Raw genomic sequence first — 19,858 nt, 5'->3', positions numbered from 1 at the left:
TGATGAGTCGACCTCGTCCCCTCAATCGTGAGGGGTGTGTTCCTGTTTGTCATCGAGTCGGACCGGGGGCGGATGCACGCTTGGTGGTGTCTCGGTGAGCGATGGCCTCAGCGACCTCTTCGATAGCGGCACGAAGAAGGTCTCCGTACGAGTCCAGGGGAAGGTTCGGGGCATGCACCCGGGCCGCGTTCACGTGTTCGGCGGCGGCTTCGAAGGAACCGAGTCGACGGTAGTTATCGGCGAGATTGAGGTGTAGGGAGGGGTAGAAGCCGGCGATGTGCAGACTTGCGTGGTGTTCTTGCACTCGCTGCTCGGTCACGGCGTCGGCAGCATCCAATGCGCGAATATCCCAGGCGAGAGACTGGGCAGGGTCCTCGTAGAGGTCGGCCAGGTAGTGCGCGAGCGTGCAGCGGTGCAGCGGGTCGCCATCGACACCGATCGTCGTCCAGATACCCAGCAGTTCCTGGCGGGCGGTCACATCGTCGCCGGCTCGTCCTTGTGTGATGGCGTGGACGATGGCTTCCATGGTCGGGTCGGGGCTGGTCGGAGTCGTACTCATGTGATCTGCTCCTCGGTTTCTTTGCTAGCGGCTTGTCTACCGCCTACCGCGCCGGGTCCGGTGTTCATGTCGGGAGCATTCCGTCCAGTACCGACACGAGCTGTCGCGGCGGCGACCTGAGGTGTCTCGATCAGAGGTCCAGCTAGGTGAGTCGTGTCGCCAACGACGAACGTGACGCGGCACTGGCGGCCTGACACCCTACGAACGTCTCCGGCACAAGTGGCGGTCATCCCGGACGGCACCCCTGGCCTACATCACCGACGACGGAAACGACACGGTAGCGGTCCAGTCGACTCGAATGGCTCACACTTTCTAAAACGAGGAAGTCGACAATCATGCCGAGTCCCTCCTCTCCAGACGAGAACTACCCCCGCGCCATGTCTACGAACTTGGACAGGTGAAGCTGGTGTGCCACAGTGATTGTCGCGGTCGGACCGTTGCGGTGTTTGCCGAGGATGAGGTCGGCCTCGCCGCCGCGTGGGTCGTCGCGTTCGAAGGCGTCGGGGCGGTGGAGCAGGATGACCATGTCGGCGTCCTGCTCGAGCGAGCCCGACTCACGAAGGTCGGACACCATGGGCTTCTTGTCCGTTCGCTGCTCGGGCCCACGGTTGAGCTGACAGATGGCGACCACGGGAACCTCGAGTTCCTTGGCGAGAAGCTTTAGGCTACGGGAGAACTCGGAGACTTCCTGCTGACGCGACTCGACCTTCTTGCCGGACGTCATCAGCTGAAGATAGTCCACCACAATGAGTTTGATGTCGTGCTTCTGCTTGAGCCGTCGGGCCTTGGCGCGGATCTCCATCATGGTGAGGTTGGGGGAATCGTCGATGAACAGCGGCGCCTCACTGATCTCACTCATGCGGCGCGCGAGTTTCGTCCAGTCGTCGTCGCTCATCTTGCCCGAGCGCATGTCACCGAGCTTGATCTTTGCCTCAGCCGACAGCAGCCGCATGACGATCTCGGTCTTTCCCATTTCGAGGGAGAAGATGACCGACGCCATGCCGTTCTTGATGGAGCACGAGCGCAAGAAGTCCATGCCGAGGGTGGAATTGTGCGTCGGGATCATCGACCGGCCGGCGAGGTAGAGGTGCTCCGCGTTGTCCACCTCGACGCAGCGGACCGGGACGCTGTCAATCGGGCGAACCTCGACGATTCGCCGTGACGAACCGACAGGACCACGAAGTTCCTTGTGCCGGATCGCCTTCCGGTGAATCTGGAATACTTCCTCGTCGGCGGAGAAGGTGACGAGGCGATTATCATCGCGGCGACACTCGTGTCCCAACCCGACGACCAGGTCGTGAACATCGTCGGCGAGCGAAACACTCTTGGCCTCGAAGCACACCGAACCGTCGTCGGCAACCGAACCGCCTACGTCGAGCAGTCCGGCCAGCAGCTCGCGGCGCTCCATCTCCGAGCCGCGCAACAACTCCGCCGGAACGTGCTCGGCTGCCACCGCAGTACCGCCGGAAAGCGATACCCCCAACGCATAGGGGTCGACCTCGACGCTCGAAGACGGCAGCTGGAGCGCGCCAGCATGCGCGACTTGGTGCCCACGCCCCAGCGAACCGGCAATCTGATCGGTGGTATGGACGGCCGCCACGCCGTCGGTCCGCGTCAGCCACTGATGCTGGGCGTCGGCGACGATGACGGTGCCGTCGGAAAACTCCACCTCGAAGCAGGGCCGGTCGAGCATGACGTCGGTGGCCGCGACGACACGGGTGGGCAAGCCGTCGGCGTCGATCAGGTTGTCGCCCACCTGCACCTCGCCCATGGTCGTCCAGCCCGTGGGGGTGGGAAGGGGTGTGTCGAGGGCCAGTGCCTTACCCACACCGGGCCTGGCCGCAACGATGATCATCTGACCCGGGTGGAGGCCATTGGTGATCTCGTCGAGTTCGACGAAACCGGTGGGAACGCCGAGAGAGATGCCGCCGCGGCTGGCGATGGAGTCGATCTCGTCCATCGTGGGCTGCAGCAATTCCTCGAGGGGGACGAAGTCCTCGGAGGTGCGTCGCTCGGTGACCTCGAAGACCTCCGCCTGCGCACGGTCGACGACCTCGGTCACGTCCTGCCCGTCGGCACCGGTGTAGCCGTATTGCACGATCCGGGTGCCGGCATCGACGAGGCGTCGCAGTATCGCCTTCTCTGCGACGATGTCGGCGTAGTACCCGGCGTTGGCGGCGGTGGGCACGGTCTGCGTGAGCGTCACCAGATACGGTGCTCCGCCGATGCGCCGCAGTTCACCCCGGCGTTCGAGTTCGGCGGAAACTGTCACCGGGTCCGCGGGTTCACCGCGGGCGTAGAGATCGAGGATGGAATCGAACACAGATTGATGGGCCGGGCGGTAGAAGTCGCCGGGTCGCAGAACCTCGAGCACGTCGGCGATGGCGTCCTTGCTCAGCAGCATGCCGCCCAGCACCGACTGCTCGGCTGCCATGTCATTTGGAGGTTGCCTGCCGAAGTCCTCACCCGGTTCCTCGGGTGGCCCCGGAAATTCGGAATGCCCCCGATCGTCAACTACAGCCACTCGACCGACCTTCCACGTCACTGTTAGGTTGCTACCGAGAACTGCTTCTCGTGATCCCCGAACTCTTTTTACTCGCCCCTACCGACTAACCTTCTCAGGCTCTTTGCGGCAAACGCCGCCGAGACAGGGAGACACGCTGAATGACGTTAGGGACCCGTGGCTCGGTGTTCAAACCGTCCTGTGCACAGGGTTGGGGATAGTTTGTGGAAACGACTGGATGCCTTTGTTAACCCCATGGGGACAACCTGAGGATAAGTGGGCGTTATCATCCCAAAATGCAAGCTCAGAGTCGATTTTCTGTTTCCCACAACTGTGGATGAAAACTCGTCCGGCGTGTCTTCCGTCTTGTGGGAGTCGGGCGTGTCGTGCCGATCGCATTCGCCCGGCAAGATGTCTCGCCCCACAACTCACAGGGATGATAGACCAACTCACAGGCCAAACAAACTGAGGCCCCCAACGCTCCGAGGAGCTTGGGGGCCTCAGTTCTGCAAGAACGAAACGGCTAAGCGCTGACCACGTTCAGGTGGAACTTCGCAACCACGTCAGGGTGCAGGTTCACGGCGATGGCGTGCTTGCCGGTCACCTTGATGTGAGCCTTCGGCAGCACCAAGTTGCGCTTGTCGACGACGGGACCACCAGCCGCCTTGATCGCGCCGGCAACGTCCGTGGCGGTAACCGAACCGAAGAGCTTGCCCGAGTCACCGGCGGTCTTGACCGACAGCGAGATCGACTCGAGCCCCTCGATTGCATCCTTGAGCTCCTTGGCGTGGTCGAGACCGCGCACAGCACGAGCTTCCTGAGAACGACGGATGCCCTCGACCTGCTTCTGAGCGCCACGAGTGGCAACGATCGCCAGGCCGCGAGGAAGCAGGTAGTTGCGGCCGTAGCCATCCTTGACCTCGACGGTGTCGCCAGGGGCACCGAGGTTGTCCACTTCAGCGGTGAGGATGAGCTTCATGTCTTCCCTCCCTTTCCTTAGCGAGCCACTGAGGCGTAAGGCAGCAGCGCCACCTCACGTGAGTTCTTGACGGCAATGGCAACGTCGCGCTGGTGCTGGACGCAGTTGCCGGTGACACGGCGCGCACGGATCTTGCCGCGATCGCTGACGTACTTACGCAGCAGCGTCGTGTCCTTGTAATCGATCTGCGTGTTCTTCTCTTTGCAGAAGACGCAGACCTTCTTCTTCATTACCTTTTCGCGCTGGGGCGGCTTCGGCATTAGTTTGCTCTTTTCTGGATGTTCCGATCAGGTACGGATCAGAACGGGGGTTCGTCGCTCCCACCACCAGAGCTTCCGAAGGAGCCCTGCGCTTGCGGCGCACTGCCCCACGGATCATCTCCGCCGCTGGTGGATTGCGGACGTCCGCCGCCCGATCCGCCGGAGGAACCGAAGCCACCTCCGCCTCCGCCGCCACGACTGGCCTTGTTGACCCTGGCCGTGGCGTACTTCAGCGAGGGGCCGATCTCGTCGACCTCTAGCTCGACGACAGTGCGCTTCTCACCTTCACGAGTTTCGTAGGAGCGCTGCTTGAGCCGGCCGCTCGCGATCACTCGCGAGCCACGGGTCAAGCTCTCCGCAACGTTCTCGGCTGCTTCACGCCAGATGTTGCAGCGCAGAAACAGGGCTTCGCCGTCTTTCCATTCATTGGTCTGACGGTCGAAGGTGCGGGGCGTGGACGCGATGGTGAAGTTCGCGACCGCGGCACCCGCGGGGGTGAATCGAAGCTCCGGATCAGCCGTCAAGTTTCCGATGACGGTGATGACTGTGTCGCCTGCCATGTGGTTCCTCCTGCAGAATGTGGAGTTCGGTTGGCCACGAGCCTAAGGCTGGTGGCCGACAGAAATCACTTGTTGTGGCGCAGAACCTTGGTGCGAAGCACCGACTCGTTCAGACCGAGCTGGCGATCGAGCTCCGCGACAGTGGCGGGAGCAGCGCTGATGTCAATCACCGCGTAGATGCCTTCGCTGTGCTTGTCGATCTCGTACGCGAGGCGACGCTTACCCCAAAGATCGACCTTGTCGATCTTGCCGCCGTCTTGGCGAACAACGTTGAGGAACGTATCCAGTGAAGGAGCGACCGTGCGCTCGTCCAGGCTGGGGTCAAGGATGACCATCAATTCGTATTGACGCATAAGACCTCATCACCTCCTGTGGACTAGTGAAAAACGGCCACGGACTGTCCGTGGCAGGAGGGTCGTTGCGTCAGCAACCTTTGCAGGCTACACGACGAGCCCCTGACCTGCGAAATCAGGCCGTCCGGTCCGACCACGGGCCGCGTTCCCTTCCATGCACACCTTGCTCAGGACGAAGACACGGCGAGACGACGGACAGAATCGAAGCGCTCGACGCGTTCGATGAAAATTGCCCGCATCGATCATGTGTCGCTATACACTCCCGGCTGCTCTATTCACCTCATCACAAAGGCGGCGACACAGTGACAATCTCCCGACCGAACCGCACGGCGGTTGCTTCTCTCACGGCCGCGGCTGCGATCCTGGTTTCGCTGCCCGCGACCGCGAACTCCGCCGAACCGCCTGTGGATCCCGGATTGCTCGGGTACGACGAAACCACCACGGTCGGCGTTCACAACGCCTATGAGAAGTTCACCTTCCCCTACCTCGCCGATGCGCTGGACTCCGGTGCTGCGCTGATCGAAATCGATGTGTGGAGCAACATCGCAGGCCCGGGATGGCGGGTCTCGCATTCCAATCCCTTTGGCAACGACAACAATTGCGTCGGCGCGGAGTCGGAGGCGCAGTTACGCACCGGGGCGCGTGACCAAGGGCTCGAAGGCTGCCTCAAAGATATGCGGACCTGGCACGAGGCCAACCCCAACCACCCCCCGGTGATCTTCAAGATGGAGATGAAGGACGGGTTCAACGGAACCCAACTCGGCGGGTCCAGTGGGTCGGCATCCAGCGGATCTGCATCCAGCGGATCGGCCGCCTCCGACCGGGGGCCTAGTGAATTCGACGCGCTCGTCAGAGAGCAGCTCGGCGACGCGCTGCTGACACCGGCCGACTTGGTCGGCGACTCGGGCAAGACCCTGGACGACGCGGTGGATACCAACGGTTGGCCGACTCGTGACGAGATGCGCGGCAAGTTCCTTTTCTATCTGACCCCTGGAACAGTCGAGGGGCAGAATCCGCTCGATACCCTCAAGACCGACATCGAGTACGCCACGCATATCCGCGACCTGGCGGCAACAGGTGAACTCGAGAAGGCTGTCGCCTTCCCTGCAGTTCTCAACGAGGCGGTTACGGGCGATCCACGAGTGAAGAAGTACGAGGACGAGTCGATTCGGCCCTGGTTCGTGGTGTTCGACGGCGGTGCGACCTCATTCGTGACGCGGAACATCGACACCGGGTGGTACCGCGACAACGGCTATCTGCTGGTGATGACGTCCGCCGAAAGTGTGCCGCCGGCTATCGACGCCTGGACGCCAACCGAAGCGGAGGCCCTGGCTCGGGTGGCCGAACTGGCGACTCACTCCGCCAGCATCGTCACCTCAGACTGGGCGACGCTACCGACGGTACTGTCCGAGGTTCTTCCCCGGGGCTGACGGAGAAGCGCCCCTCGAGTGTCAACTGCCCGGGTGCCCGACCTACGTAAACCGTGTCGGTCCACCCGGGCCTTCGACACTGGCGCTGCCCGATAGGCGAGAGGAAGCATGTCGCGGGAACCGTTGTGGCACAGGAGTGCCGAGTCCATAAGTGCGACTCGTCAGGCACCACGGATGCCACACTCCTCAAATCTCGGCGCCTCGCCCAAGAACAGCAATAACGCAGATCTGTCGGACTGCTGATGTATTGTTGAATCAGCTTCACGAGATGCGGCGCCAAGCTCCGACTGGCCGCACACCAACCCCAAGGCGTTTTCGGGGTGGTTCGGATGACGAAGCGGCCTGTACCGACCGGTGCAGGCAAGTGCGCCCCCGTCCGCGGCGGGCCGAACCGCAGGAGTTTCGATGGCCGAACATGATCAAATCCCGTACGGCAATCTCTATTTCATCTCTGGACGGCGTGCAGCTGCGGATCCTGAGGCCGCAGCAACCGAGCTGTCCACACACGTTGAAGATATTGTAGCACAACAGGATCCGCCCAAACCGAAGTTCAGCAGCTTCACGCAGTCACCGAATTGGATTTCCTTCCGAGCCCGCCAGCGCCGATTCACACCCGCTCTGGACATTCTGGAGGCCGCCGGTGTGCCCGGCGCCTGGGACCGCGCCATCGAGATCGTCGATCAGACCTCGGGCCCGGAAGAGGCAACGACTCGAGCCAACGAGTGCGTGCGTGCCTACCGAGCGGGTAATTCTGCCAGGTGGAGTCGTGGGTCGACGAGACCATTCGCTGAGGTGACGCATACCAGGCCCTGCACTCGCACGATCCCCGGACAAGCAGCCGATCACCCGAACTCTATTTAGTGAGCACATAATTCGCACCTGCGAGTGCGTCTCTGGCCATGACCGGGCGACAGCACGTCGCGTATTCGCCCTTGCACATCAGCTCGTCACATTGTCTCGAACACATGAAGGAGAAGGGCATGACCACGATTTCAACCAAGGAAGCTGGCCAAGGTGTTCTTGCGGCGGCTGGGGTGACCAAGACTTATAGCACCAAAGAGGCCGCCGGTCTTTTCGGGAAGAGCGACCAGTGGGTGTATTGGGTGTTGCGTCAGGACATCACGGACGAGAACGGACAGCCTTTCGATATCAAGCGGGTCGGTCGGGGCGAGCATCGTCGCTACACCCTGGATGTGATCCAGAAGATCGGCATCGCGCTTTACAGCCGGGGCACCCTCAAGAAGGATGGCCTCACCAAGCTGCTCACGGCAATCGAACAAGAACGCCGTAGCTGAGCCGTCGAGGGTTCCGTTGCGGCGCATCGGGCGCGGTGCGAAGTGCCGAGACCATCACTCGCACAGCATCGTCCGCTGATACAGCCCTGACCGGCCGCGACGGGATTCCTTTTTCATTCGTTTGGACCTTCGACCCCATGCTGTACGCCGGAACGCCTCGCGAGGCGCGAATCTGTCGTACACCTGCCGTACCGTTTCACTAGCTTCACGAGATGCGGAAGCCAAGCCCCGACTCACTGCACATCCCTTCTTCATCTCGGGGCGGCTCGCGGTAACGAATGCGGATGCCGCGGGTGTCCCCCCAGCTCCCGTGTGAATGACGTCCAATCGGACGTGCGAACACCGAAAAACCGGAACCAACAAGTGATCCCACGAGCACACCACGTACCGGAAGGACACCAATCGATGAAGGTCTTCTACTCACCCGACTACATCGCAGCCAAGTACTCCTTCGACACCACCCGCAAGTCGGAAGAGGTGTGTGACTCGCTGATCGACAATCCCATCGCGGGCGTCGAGACAGTCGAGCCGACCCCCGTCCACGCCTCACAGCTAGCGCTCATCCACGACCGGGACTACATCGATGCCGTACGTACCGGCCACCCGAAACACCTGGCCGAGTCCCAGGGTTTCGCATGGGACGAGGGCATCTGGACAGCGACCACTGCATCTACCGGAGGCATGGTCGACGCGGCCCTGGCCGCGCTCGAGGAGGGCGTAGCGGGCACCCTGTCATCAGGACTGCATCACGCGCGCCGCAACACCGGTGCCGGGTTCTGCACCTTCAACGGTCTGTCGCTGGCCGCGATACTCGCCCGTGACGCTGGCGCGAGGGATGTGCTGATCGTCGACTTCGACGCGCACGGTGGTGGCGGTACCCGCTCGACGGCCAGCGACAACCCGCACGTCTGGCAGACCGACATAGCAGTCAGCACATTCGACGACTACGACGAGACCGACCGCTTTCGGTACCGGTTCGTCATGGACCCCGACACTTACCTGCTCGAGTGCGAGGCGGCACTGGCCGAGGTCGACAGCCTGAGAGACCCGCAGTTCGACCTGGTGCTCTACAACGCCGGGATGGACCCCCACGAGGACTGCGACGTCGGTGGTCTCACCGGGATCACCACCGAGGTGTTGGCCGAGCGTGAGCGCATGGTGTTCGAGTGGGCCAAAAACCGGGACACCCCGATCGCCTTCACACTTGCGGGCGGATACGCGAACGATGTGCTGACCAAGGAGCGTCTCGTGGATCTGCACCGGCTGACTATTTCGGAGGCGGCCCAACTCGACTAGACGAAGTGTGGTGGCCGGCTCGTTCTCGAGGGGTTGCGGCCCGAGTTGCGTCGCGGGCAAGAACGGGAAGTGGCCGCCCACCCCACTGTAGGGTGGGCGGCCATTTGGTGCGGTCTACATCAGGGCGGGCAGATCATTGAACCCAGCGCGCTGAAGTCCGCGAATCAGCTCCCGGTCGAGCTTCCCCAGGAGTCGGACGAGCCGGGCTCCGTCGCGGCTGTGACGTCGAGGGTGGCGTCGAGGACCGCGTCGTCACCAACCCCATTGGTTGCAGTCACCGTGAACTCGAACGTCCCGGCAGCGGCCGGGGTACCCGACAACACACCCTGCTCACTCAACACCAGCCCGTCCGGCAGATCCCCGGCGGTCACCGACACCGTCGGCGCCGGGCTACCGGTCACCTCGAACACATGCTCGTAGACCTCGCCGACAACACCGGCAGCCGGTGCGCCAGTGATCCCCGCGACCTGCCCGACCTCCAGCGTCACGTCGAGAACCGCGTCCTCACCGACCCCGTTCGACGCGGTCACCGTGAACTGATACGTCCCGGCAGCGGTCGGGGTGCCCGACAGCACACCCTGCTCACTCAACACCAGCCCCTCCGGCAGGTCACCGGCGGTCACCGCCACCGTCGGCACCGGGCTACCGGTCACCTCGAAGGTGTGCTCGTAGACCTCGCCGACAACACCGGCAACCGGTGCACCGGTGATGGCGGCTGGTATACCGACCTCGATCACCGACACCGTGCCGTCGAACCAGTTGGTGACGTAGGCGTGGGTGCCGTTCGGGGTAATCGCCACTCCGGACGGTCGGTCGCCGACCGCGATTGTGGTGGCAACCATGTTGGTGGAGGTATCGATCACCGACACCGATTCGGCACCATAGTTGGCGACGTAGGCGAGGGCACCGTCCGGAGTGATCGCGATCCCGTTTGGTCGGTCGCCGACCAGGACGGTAGTGACGACAGTACTGGTGGCGGTATCGATCACCGACACCGAGTTATCGCCCTGATGGGTGACGTAGGCAAGAGCACCGTCAGGAGTGAACGCCACCGCGATCGGTTGGTCGCCGACTAGGACGGTGGTGACGACGGTGTTGGTAGCGGTATCGATCACCGACACCGAGTCATCTTGAAAGTTGGCGACGTAGGCGAGAGCACCGTTAGGTGTGAATGCCACCCCGAACGGCACGTTACCAACCGGGACGGAGGTGATGACCGTGTTGGTGGCGGTATCGATCACCGACACCGAGTGACCATGAATGTTGGTGACGTAGGCGAGAGCACCGTCCGGGGTGATTGCCACCTCGCTCGGTGTGCCGCCGATCGGCACGGTTGTGATCTCAGTGTTGGTCGCGGTATCGATCACCGACACCGAGTTGTCAACCAGATTGGTGACGTAGGCGAAGGCGCCGTTCGGGGTGATCGCCATGCCAGACGGTCCTTCGCCGACCGGAATGGTGGCAGTGACCGTGTTGGTGGCAGTAGCAATCACCGACACAGAGTTACCGTTCTGGTTAGCGACGTTACCGTTCTGGTTTGCGACGTAGGCGTAGGCACCGTCTGGGGTGATCGCCACCCCGCCTGCTCCCTCCTCTACCGTGACCGTGTCGATGACGACGTCAGCGGCCGCCGACCCGACAGCAGTAGTGAGGAATGTGGCTGCGGCGAGAACAGTGCCGCCGAGTACCGCCGACATCCGCGCCGATCCGACGCGTGAGCGCGGCCGATCAATTGTGGCCAAGATGTTGTGCCCTTCCGACAGAATCTGCACCCCGGGCACGGGCCACGGGAGGTAGCCACAGGAGGTGACCACGCCCAAAGAACATACATAACGAACAGTCGTTTTTATCAGGACTACTCGGAACAAGCTGACAGTCAACAGTTCTGGGCCTCACCGGATCGGCACCGCCGACGAACAAGCACCGCAAACCACCCGCAAGTCAATTTCTCGGCCGGACGAACGGTTTTCGATCATTCACTCAGACGACATGCGCAGTTCCTCACAACGCCGGAGCGTGGCACCGACGGGCCACTAGTGTGAATCCATGAACATCGGAGTTCGGCAGCGGACGCCGATCACGGCGATCGTCGTCGGATTGGCCGGTTTGGCCATGGTCGCCGGCTATCTACAAAAGGCTCGATGCGCCGGTCCGCCGTTCGACGAGTCCGGGCGCAGCCTGATCTTCGACCGGATCAAAGACACCCAGGTCTGCTACTCCGACATCCAGCTCCTGTGGCTGGGCCGCGACGTCAACTTGCACGTATTCCCCTATCTCACCGGCGGAATCAGCTCCGATGGCAAACTGATTGGCGGCACTGTGGAGTACCCGGTGCTCAGTGGTGTTCTGATGTGGCTCGGTGGCATCGGTTCACACACCGACGCCGACTTCCTCCTGCATTCGGCATTGATCCTCGCCCCGTTCGGTCTTCTCACAGCGTGGATGCTCGGACGCCTGGCCGGCTGGTGGGCTCTGCTCTGGTCGATTACCCCGCCATTGGTGCTGTACGCATTCCACAACTGGGAACTGCCGGTGATCGCCATGTCGGTGGCCGCAATCTTCGTGATGTCCCTCGAACGCATTCCTCTGCGCACCCGTGCGGTCATCGCGGCGGTACTCCTGGGCCTCGGCTTTTGCCTCAAGCTGTATCCGGGTGCGTTCGTGCTTCCGCTGATCGCCTACGTCCTGACGCGCAACAGCGCGGCCGAACGCCGGTACGACGTTCGTGGTGCCGTCATGGTCGGGGCGGCGGCGATCACCACCGTGGTGGCGGTGAATCTGCCGTTCGCCCTGATCTCGTACGAAGGCTGGCGCGCATCATTCACGTTCCAGCAAAATCGGTTGGCAGACATCACCACCAACTCCATCTGGTACTGGGGTCTGAGACCGTTGTTCGGAGCAGACAACGCCCAGCCTCCCTTGTCGCCGTACGACCAGACCGTGGGCATCGTCTCGCCGCTGCTCGTATGCGCAGCTTTCGCGGTTGCTTTGCGGCTGGGCTGGTTGCGGTACCAGCGCGAGGGCCTGTACCCGTGGATCCCGGTCAGCGCCGCCATGCTCTGCGGATTCCTGCTATTGCACAAGGTGCATTCGCCGCAGTACACACTGTGGCTCGTCCCCTTCTTCGTGTTGCTACGCGTGCCTTGGGGTCTCGTGGCGGCGTATCTGGTCGCCGACCTGTCGCTGGGTATCGGTGTGTTCAAGTATTTCGGGGCACTGGTCGCCCAAACCGACCCGACGACATTCGAACTACTTGTGCAGTTCGGGGTGTGGGGTCGAGCCGGACTGCTCGTCGTGCTGTTCTTCGTCTTCCTGCGCGCCGACCTACGCCGCCAAGTGATCGCAAACGACACCGAACCCGTACTGCCGTCCTATCCGAAAGTTGCTGCGGGTAGAGACATCTGACCGGTGCACGGATCGTTGGCATGGACGGCGACGTCTATACTCCTATCGCCCTTACAGTGGGCATGACGACGGGGAGGCCACTGCATGACGCACTGCACGGATAAGCAACCGGTAGACGGGGAACACGGGCCCTTGGCGCCGCCCCCGGCGAGTCATCTGCCGCTCGCGATTCTGGCGATCATCGCGTTCTTCCCGCTCGGTGTGATGTCGTTGACGCGGTCCGTCACGGTCGGCAACCTGTGGGAGCAAGGTGACTACGACGCCTCGGTGCGGGCCTCGGCAGATGCCAAGAGCTGGGCCATGCGCAGCTTCAGCGCCGCGGTCGCCCTGACAGTCCTGGCGTCGGTTGGAGTCCTGCTCGGTCAGCGCTGACCGGCCGTCTCGGAAGCGCTGTCGGCGGAATCGGCGCCTGCGGTGCGCCTCGGACGCAACCAGGTCGGTAGCCATCGCGGCTGGGCATCGGGCGCTTGGTCGAGCACGCCACCCGACGGATCGTCGATGAAGCCGTACCGAGTCAGATCCTCGTCGGGTCGATAGATCTGGCGGATGATCAACGCACAGATGACGATCACCGCGACGTCGCGAACGACCACCGTGGCGGTGAACCACTGCTCGGGCAGACCCTTGTTCGAAACGCCGAGGTAGTAGAACATCCTCGGTACCCACACCAGCGCGTCTATCGTCATCCAGGCGAGCAGTATCCGCCGGTGCGGAAAGGCGAGAACAGCCAACGGCACCAGCCACAGCGAGAACTGTGGGCTCCACACCTTGTTCGTGAGAAGGAAACCCGCAACCACCAGAAAGCACAGCTGCATCAGCCGAGGCCGGGTCGGCGCCGTCAGGGCGATGTAGCCGATTCCGACGCACAGCACGGCGAACAGCAAGAGGGAGACCGCATTCAAGACGCTGGGGGTTTGACCGACTGACAGGACGCCGTCGAACCCGGCCCAACCGGTGAACGACGAGATGACATTGTAGATGGAATCAGGGTCGGCACCACGCTCGGAGTTCAAGCGGAAGAACTCAGCCCAGCCACTCGGGAACAGAAGAGCAATCGGCAGATTGACCGTCAGCCACGCACCCAATCCCGCAAGCGCAGCTACCGACCAGTCCCGTATCTTGCCCGTCCTCAGACACAACACCAGTAGCGGCCCGAACAGAAGCAGCGGATACAGCTTGGTCGCACCGCCGAGGCCGAGCAAGATTCCGGCAAGAACTGGACGCTTCCTCGCCCATGCCAACAGCCCGCCTGCAGCGAAAGCCGTTGAAAGGGCGTCGAAATTTGTGAACACGTGCACGATCACGAGAGGAGAAGCCGCGATCATTGCAGCGTCCCAGATGCGACGACCGGCCAAAAGCGCACTGGCCCAAACCGTGACGAGCCACGCCAGCGTCAGACCGAACGCAACGACGTTGAAGTAGATCACGACCTGCAGTGCCTGCGGCAGCCACGGTGTCGCATCCCATGCCTTCGCGACTGTCATCGAAACGTACTGGTAGAGACCGGTTATCACCGGATACTCCATGTAGCGGGTCTGAGTCAGACCGTTGCCGATATCCTCCTCCCACGACTTCTTGTAGGGAAAGGCGCCCTCGTTCAACCTTTCGGCACCATAGAGCGGCACGGTATCCGAGTAACACATCGCCACGTACTGCCGACTACCACTCCAGTCGAGCGCGAGCGTGCCGTTTTCACCGAAGGGCGCTTGTTGAATGCAGGGTGCCTTCGAGAACCACCCCAGTGCCAGAAACACGATCGCCAGCAACAAGATCGCGCGCATCGGCGTGAAGAATCGACTTCGCCCCACCACCGCGTGCCGACCGACAGGACCGCCGATCACCGAGGAGAGGGAGGCAGTCAGAGGGTCGGTGCGCCCGGGAAGATCGCGCCAATCCGCCGAACGTCGATCCTCCGCCAACGGCGCGGGCGAGACGGATCCAGCCTCGCCCGCATCCGGGACGGCGTGCGCATCAGCGTTCTCGGCCACTCCGCGAGGCTACCGGGCGGGACTGCCCGATCGGAACGCTACCCGACCAGAAGTTGCTACTCTTCGGCGCCGGGGTCCGCGGGAGCAGGCTCCGGGGGAGCCAGGCGCGGAATCGGAATGGAGATCCCGGGCAGGATCTCGACCGGCGACGGTGGCAGAACCCGTGGCAGGAAGTCCGACGGGATCTCGAGCGGGTTCCTCTCCTCTTCCGTCGTGGTCGTGGGCGGCGGCCCCGTGAAGGTCGGGACACCCGCCTGACCACCGATCGAACCGGGCTTCGGGAACCTCTCGTTGGACGTGCCCGCCAAGGCGTCGTCCATCGTGTCCTTCCAGATGTCGGAGGGTAGACCGGAGCCATAGATCATTCCACCGCTGCTGGTGCGCAGCGCCGTACCTTCGGCAGTACCGACCCAGACCGCAGTCGACAACGATGGCGTGTAGCCGACCATCCAGGCGTCTTTGTTCTCACCCGTGTCACCCAGCTGTACGGTGCCCGTCTTCGCCGCGGACGGGCGCCCGCCTGCCAGGTTATGGTTGCGCGAATACGCGGCGATGGGTTCCATCGCCGCAGTGACGTTGTCGGCTACGGCCCTGTCGATGCGAGGTTCACCCGGAACGATGCCGCGATCGAACAACACGGTGCCGTCGGCACTCACCACCTTCTGGACGAAGTGCGGAGCGTGGTATGTACCGGAGTCGGCCAGGGTGGCATATGCCGACGCCATGTCGATCGGGCGCGACAGGTACTGGCCGAGAACGATGCCGTTGTTCGGAGAACTGCCGTCGGGCTCTCTCAGCATTGGCCCGATTCCCGGGACCTCCTCCGGTATGCCCGCCTGGTGAGCGATGTCCGCGATAGCCATCGGCCCGCCGTCGAGCTCGAGTTGCATGCGGTAAAAACTGGTGTTGAGAGACCGCTTCAGCGCCTCGGCGATCGTGCAGGTGCCGCAATCCTCGCCTCCGACGTTGCCGATGGTGATGCCGTTGACGGTGAGGGGCGAGCTGTCGTACATCTCCGACAGCGGGATGCCCTGGTCGAGTCCTGCCGCGAGCCCGAACACCTTGAACGACGAACCGGTCTGCAGACCGGCATTCGCGAAGTCGTAACCGACGCCGTCCTCGCCGCCGTAGTACGCCCGCACTGCCCCGGTCTTCGGATCCACCGACACGACAGCGGCGCGTAGGTCATCCGGCTCACCACTCATGTTGGAACGGACGGCATCCACGGCAGCAGCCTGAGCCGTCGCATCGATCGTGGTCGTGATCTCCAATCCCTCGGTGTTGAGGAGCTGCTCGCTGATCCCCGCCTCGCTCAGCTCACGAAGGACATGGTTCTTGATCAGCCCTTCCGGTCCCGAGTTCTGTCCGCCGTGGTCGACCTGGGCAAGCGGCAGGAATGCGGGGTACTGCATGCCGGCCCGTGCCGACTCCTCCAGCGTTCCGGCCGTCACCATGCCGTCGAGCACGTAGTTCCATCGCGCTTGTGCACCTTCCGGGTTGGTCTCCGGATCGAGCAGCGAAGGCAGCTGGATCGACGACGCAAGAACCGCGCTCTCCTCCACCGTCAATTGTTCGACCGGCTTGTCGAAGTACGCCTTCGACGCCGCCGCGATGCCGTACGCACCACGACCGAAGTAGATGGTGTTGAGGTACGCGGCGAGGATGTCGTCCTTCGTCCATTCGCGGGCCATCTTCGACGCGATGACGAGTTCCTTCATCTTTCGCGTGAGCGAACGCTCCGAACCGACCATCGTCTTCTTCACGTACTGCTGAGTGATGGTCGAGCCACCTCCGGCGCTCTCCTTGCCCATGACATTGTCGCGGGCAGCGCGCACGAAGCCACCGATGGAGAAGCCGGGATTCGAGTAGAAGTCCCGGTCCTCGGCCGCCAGGACGGCGTCACGTGTGTGTTTCGGAATCTCGTCGAGACTCACCTCGGTGCGGTTGCCTTCCGGCGGCACAACCTTGCTGATCACTGACGTTCCGTCGGCCGCGTAGATCGTGGCCACCTGATTGGTCTTGAGATCGCCGGGGCGCGGAACCTCCTGGACGACGTAGGCCGCCATGAACACCAGGATCGGGACAACCATGCCCAGAGCGATACCCGCATACGCCGTCCGGCGGACGATCCTCCATACGGACTTCTTCTTTTTCTTCTGCGCTGCCCTTCTGCCACCCCTCGGCGGTTCACCGCCACGTCCGCCGCCACCGGTCTTGGGACGGTTCGACGGTGGGGGACCGGGCGGGCGTCCGCCGGGACCGGATTGGCTACGAGTCTCCGGCGAACCCTGCGCGCGGCGTCCGGGCGGGGGCGCAGGACGTCCGGGTGGGGGCCCTTGGCGGCGCGGCGGCGGACCCGAGGGCCGGCCGGCGCCCTGAGGCATGGGGCCACTTTGAGGCGGGGGACCGGGACGACGTGGTGGAGGACCCGAGGGCCGGCCGGCGCCCTGAGGCATGGGACCACTTTGAGGCGGGGGACCGGGACGACGTGGTGGAGGACCCGGGGGCCTGCCGGCGCCTTGCGGAGGCGGGTACGGCATGCGCCTGGGTGGGAGCGCACCCCCTGGCTGCCCGCCGCGGGGTGGTGGACCACCGGGACGTCCCTGTGGCGGAGGGCCACTTGGTCGGCTCGGTCCGTTCGGTCGATCACCCGGGGCGTTGCTGTGGGGGGAACTCACGTACAAATCTCCAGTGGTTGTGGACCTGTTTCAAACCTGCGTCGTGGTATGCGTAGTGTTCGGGCCGCGTTCCATCTTCCGATGGGTCTACTCGCTTGCGGTTCGACGGGGCCGTGGCGAATGACGTCTCGGATTCTTCGGTGTGGGTAGGGTACCGAGAACATAGGACTGGACCAGATGATTCCAGCTGCATGTCCGACACACCTCGACCACGTGAACCGAGAACTCTTCCTGGGTGGCAGCAAGGCGCACCAACTCTTCGGCCGTACGAGCCGATCCCGATACGGGCCCCAACTTGTCACCGAAAACCCAGGAGACCAGGGTCAGTTGCTCCTTGCGGCAGATGGGGCACACTACGTCGCTACCCCTACCGTGGAACTTTGCAGCTCGAAGCAGGTAAGGGCTTGCGTCACACACCTCCGTGACGCCAGTTCTGCCTGAGTAGACCTCGGCCAGGAGAGACCGGCGCTGAAGCGCGTAATCCACTACCTGCCGCTGCATCCGCACGCAGACCAGAGTACGTGCGTACGCCGGTATGGCTAGTGTGACTCACGTTTTCGCGCATGTCAGTGCGCCTCGTCACTCATGCCTGATGTGGCATCCGTTCAAGTCAGGCGACACCGGTGTGAGATTGGGCACGAACGTGCCGCGAGCATCGAGCGCGACCAACCGGCGGACGCCCTGATGCACACGTCAGTACGACTGACTCTTGACCCCATGGGCCCTATCGTCCCGGAGTATCGCTCTATATATCGGTGCGATATAGTGAACGATGACATCACATCATTAGGTTGGCGACTCGGGGGGGTGGACATGCTCGAATTGGCGATTCTCGGACTACTCCACGAGTCACCCATGCACGGATACGAGCTGCGCAAGCGGCTGACCGGGTTATTGGGCGCATTCCGTGCATTTTCCTACGGCTCTCTCTACCCGACGCTTCGACGTATGCAGGCGGACGGTTTGATCGCCGAGGACGCCGGACCTCCAGGGACCGCCAAACGGCGTGCCCGCCGCGTCTACCAGCTCACCCCGATCGGTAAGAAGCGGTTCGAGGAGCTGGTCGCCGACACGGGTCCGCAGAACTACACCGATGATGGATTCGGTGTTCATCTGGCCTTCTTCAGTCGCACTCCCGCAGAAGCACGAATGCGGATTCTCGAAGGCCGACGTCGCCAGGTCGAGGAGCGCCGCGAGGGGCTCCGCGACGCGATCGCAAGAGCGAGCGGCACGCTGGATCGCTACACAAGGCAGCTCCACCAACTCGGTCTCGAGTCGAGCGAACGTGAAGTGCGCTGGCTCAACGAACTGATCGCCGCCGAGCAATCGACAGCAACACGAAAAAAAGAAGGAGAACCCAACAATGGGTGAGAACAGCACCGCGGTGCGCGTGGCCATTGTGGGCGTGGGGAACTGTGCCTCGTCCCTGGTCCAGGGCGTGCAGTACTACAAGGACGCCGACGAGACGGCAACCGTTCCCGGCCTGATGCACGTCAAGTTCGGCAGCTATCACGTCCGCGACGTCCAGTTCGTCGCCGCTTTCGACGTCGATGCCAAGAAGGTCGGATTCGACCTGTCCGAGGCCATCTTCGCCAGCGAAAACAACACCATCAAGATCGCTGATGTTCCGCCGTCAGACGTGACCGTGTTGCGAGGCCCCACTCTCGATGGCATCGGCAAGTACTACGCCGAAACCATCGAGGTCTCCGAGGCCGAGCCCGTCGACGTCGTCCAGGCATTGAAGGATGCCCAGGTCGACGTGCTGGTTTCATACCTCCCCGTGGGTTCCGAGGACGCCGACAAGTTCTACGCCCAGTGCGCCATCGATGCCGGCGTTGCATTCGTGAACGCGCTGCCGGTGTTCATCGCCTCCGACCCCGAATGGGCGGCGAAGTTCAAGGACGCCGGTGTTCCGATCGTCGGCGACGACATCAAGTCCCAGGTCGGCGCCACCATCACCCACCGCGTGATGGCGAAGCTCTTCGAGGACCGTGGCGTGCAGCTCGACCGCACGATGCAGCTCAACGTGGGCGGCAACATGGACTTCAAGAACATGCTCGAGCGTGACCGCCTCGAGTCCAAGAAGATCTCCAAGACACAGGCCGTCACCTCCAACCTGACCCGCGAACTCGGCAACGGCAACGTTCACATCGGCCCGTCGGATCACGTCGGCTGGCTGGACGACCGCAAGTGGGCCTACGTTCGGCTCGAGGGCCGCGCATTCGGTGACGTCCCGCTCAACCTCGAATACAAGCTCGAGGTCTGGGACTCCCCGAACTCGGCGGGCATCATCATCGACGCCGTCCGCGCCGCCAAGATCGCCAAGGATCGCGGCATCGGCGGACCCGTCTACCCGGCCTCCGCATACCTGATGAAGTCCCCGCCGGTCCAGATGCCGGACGACAAGGCTCGCAGCGAACTCGAGGCGTTCATCATCGACGCCTAGTCCCCGCTCAGCTCGAAGACATAGGTCGCTCAGCGCGAGAGCATAGGTCGCTCAGCTCCGAGGCGAATGTACTTTTGGCCGCCGTAAAGGCGCCCGAGAGTACATT

General features: G+C 63.0%; 17 protein-coding genes and 1 riboswitch. Of the genes, 7 read left to right on the top strand and 10 right to left on the bottom strand.

The features are described 5' to 3' along the window. Positions 1-49 precede the first annotated feature (49 nt). From AB0I57_RS18445 to rpsF, 6 genes are all read right to left on the bottom strand, one after another. Entirely contained in the window at positions 50-559 is a 510-nt protein-coding gene (locus AB0I57_RS18445; protein ID WP_358338421.1) for a hypothetical protein, read from the bottom strand. Between the two features lie 364 nt (positions 560-923). Continuing rightward, positions 924-3,083 carry a replicative DNA helicase gene (gene dnaB / locus AB0I57_RS18440; RefSeq protein WP_358338419.1) on the bottom strand — a complete coding sequence of 720 codons (2,160 nt, stop codon included), beginning with the start codon at positions 3,081-3,083 and terminating at the stop codon, positions 924-926. A 502-nt stretch (positions 3,084-3,585) separates the two neighbouring features. Next, a complete protein-coding gene (gene rplI / locus AB0I57_RS18435; protein ID WP_358338416.1) occupies positions 3,586-4,041 on the bottom strand; it encodes a 50S ribosomal protein L9 in 456 nt (151 codons plus the stop codon). A gap of 17 nt (positions 4,042-4,058) precedes the next feature. Next, on the bottom strand, positions 4,059-4,301 hold the full coding sequence (gene rpsR, locus AB0I57_RS18430) for a 30S ribosomal protein S18 (RefSeq protein ID WP_358338413.1): 243 nt from the start codon (positions 4,299-4,301) through the stop codon (positions 4,059-4,061). A gap of 38 nt (positions 4,302-4,339) precedes the next feature. Then, positions 4,340-4,861 (bottom strand): single-stranded DNA-binding protein, encoded by a 522-nt coding sequence (locus AB0I57_RS18425; RefSeq protein WP_358338410.1) that lies wholly within the window; start codon positions 4,859-4,861, stop codon positions 4,340-4,342. A gap of 65 nt (positions 4,862-4,926) precedes the next feature. After that, entirely contained in the window at positions 4,927-5,214 is a 288-nt protein-coding gene (rpsF, locus tag AB0I57_RS18420; protein WP_358338407.1) for a 30S ribosomal protein S6, read from the bottom strand. Positions 5,215-5,516: 302 nt separating this feature from the next. Between rpsF and AB0I57_RS18415 the strand changes: the two genes are divergently transcribed. The 3 genes from AB0I57_RS18415 to AB0I57_RS18405 all read left to right on the top strand — a co-directional run bounded on the left by AB0I57_RS18415 (position 5,517) and on the right by AB0I57_RS18405 (position 9,235). Continuing rightward, positions 5,517-6,644 carry a phosphatidylinositol-specific phospholipase C domain-containing protein gene (locus AB0I57_RS18415; protein WP_358338404.1) on the top strand — a complete coding sequence of 376 codons (1,128 nt, stop codon included), beginning with the start codon at positions 5,517-5,519 and terminating at the stop codon, positions 6,642-6,644. Positions 6,645-6,903: 259 nt separating this feature from the next. Then, a riboswitch (SAM riboswitch) is annotated at positions 6,904-7,017 on the top strand. A 607-nt stretch (positions 7,018-7,624) separates the two neighbouring features. Continuing rightward, positions 7,625-7,939 (top strand): hypothetical protein, encoded by a 315-nt coding sequence (locus AB0I57_RS18410; RefSeq protein WP_358338401.1) that lies wholly within the window; start codon positions 7,625-7,627, stop codon positions 7,937-7,939. 405 nt (positions 7,940-8,344) lie between these two features. After that, complete coding sequence (locus tag AB0I57_RS18405) at positions 8,345-9,235, top strand: hypothetical protein (protein WP_358338400.1); 891 nt, start codon at positions 8,345-8,347, stop codon at positions 9,233-9,235. A gap of 164 nt (positions 9,236-9,399) precedes the next feature. On the opposite strand, the gene AB0I57_RS18400 is transcribed toward AB0I57_RS18405, so the two are convergent. Then, the gene (locus AB0I57_RS18400) at positions 9,400-11,049 is read right to left on the bottom strand and encodes a YncE family protein (protein ID WP_358338397.1); all 1,650 of its coding nucleotides are present in this window, start codon (positions 11,047-11,049) and stop codon (positions 9,400-9,402) included. 232 nt (positions 11,050-11,281) lie between these two features. Here AB0I57_RS18400 and AB0I57_RS18395 point away from each other — a divergent pair, with 232 nt between their 5' ends. Beyond that, a complete protein-coding gene (locus AB0I57_RS18395) occupies positions 11,282-12,640 on the top strand; it encodes a hypothetical protein (RefSeq protein WP_358338394.1) in 1,359 nt (452 codons plus the stop codon). A gap of 84 nt (positions 12,641-12,724) precedes the next feature. Beyond that, positions 12,725-13,012 carry a CD225/dispanin family protein gene (locus AB0I57_RS18390; protein ID WP_358338391.1) on the top strand — a complete coding sequence of 96 codons (288 nt, stop codon included), beginning with the start codon at positions 12,725-12,727 and terminating at the stop codon, positions 13,010-13,012. On the opposite strand, the gene AB0I57_RS18385 is transcribed toward AB0I57_RS18390, so the two are convergent. The 3 genes from AB0I57_RS18385 to AB0I57_RS18375 form a co-directional block, all read right to left on the bottom strand. Next, complete coding sequence (locus tag AB0I57_RS18385) at positions 13,003-14,628, bottom strand: glycosyltransferase family 87 protein (RefSeq protein ID WP_358338388.1); 1,626 nt, start codon at positions 14,626-14,628, stop codon at positions 13,003-13,005. The two genes, AB0I57_RS18390 and AB0I57_RS18385, sit on opposite strands and share 10 nt — an antisense overlap. A 56-nt stretch (positions 14,629-14,684) precedes the next feature. After that, a complete protein-coding gene (locus AB0I57_RS18380; protein WP_358338760.1) occupies positions 14,685-16,718 on the bottom strand; it encodes a transglycosylase domain-containing protein in 2,034 nt (677 codons plus the stop codon). Positions 16,719-17,393: 675 nt separating this feature from the next. Continuing rightward, positions 17,394-17,807 carry a DUF5318 domain-containing protein gene (locus AB0I57_RS18375; RefSeq protein ID WP_358338757.1) on the bottom strand — a complete coding sequence of 138 codons (414 nt, stop codon included), beginning with the start codon at positions 17,805-17,807 and terminating at the stop codon, positions 17,394-17,396. Between the two features lie 312 nt (positions 17,808-18,119). Between AB0I57_RS18375 and AB0I57_RS18370 the strand changes: the two genes are divergently transcribed. Together AB0I57_RS18370 and AB0I57_RS18365 are read left to right on the top strand one after the other, a co-directional pair. Next, positions 18,120-18,677, top strand: coding sequence for a PadR family transcriptional regulator (locus tag AB0I57_RS18370; RefSeq protein WP_358338385.1), 558 nt, complete (start codon positions 18,120-18,122; stop codon positions 18,675-18,677). Beyond that, a complete protein-coding gene (locus AB0I57_RS18365; protein ID WP_358338382.1) occupies positions 18,670-19,752 on the top strand; it encodes an inositol-3-phosphate synthase in 1,083 nt (360 codons plus the stop codon). The genes AB0I57_RS18370 and AB0I57_RS18365 overlap by 8 nt, the downstream gene beginning before the upstream one ends. Positions 19,753-19,858: the final 106 nt, after the last annotated feature.

The organism is Rhodococcus sp. NPDC049939, from assembly GCF_040656415.1.
Taxonomy (GTDB): Bacteria; Actinomycetota; Actinomycetes; order Mycobacteriales; family Mycobacteriaceae; genus Rhodococcus_F.
Note: the sequence above shows the minus strand (reverse complement) of the source record. Positions and strands in the feature narration are given on the sequence as shown.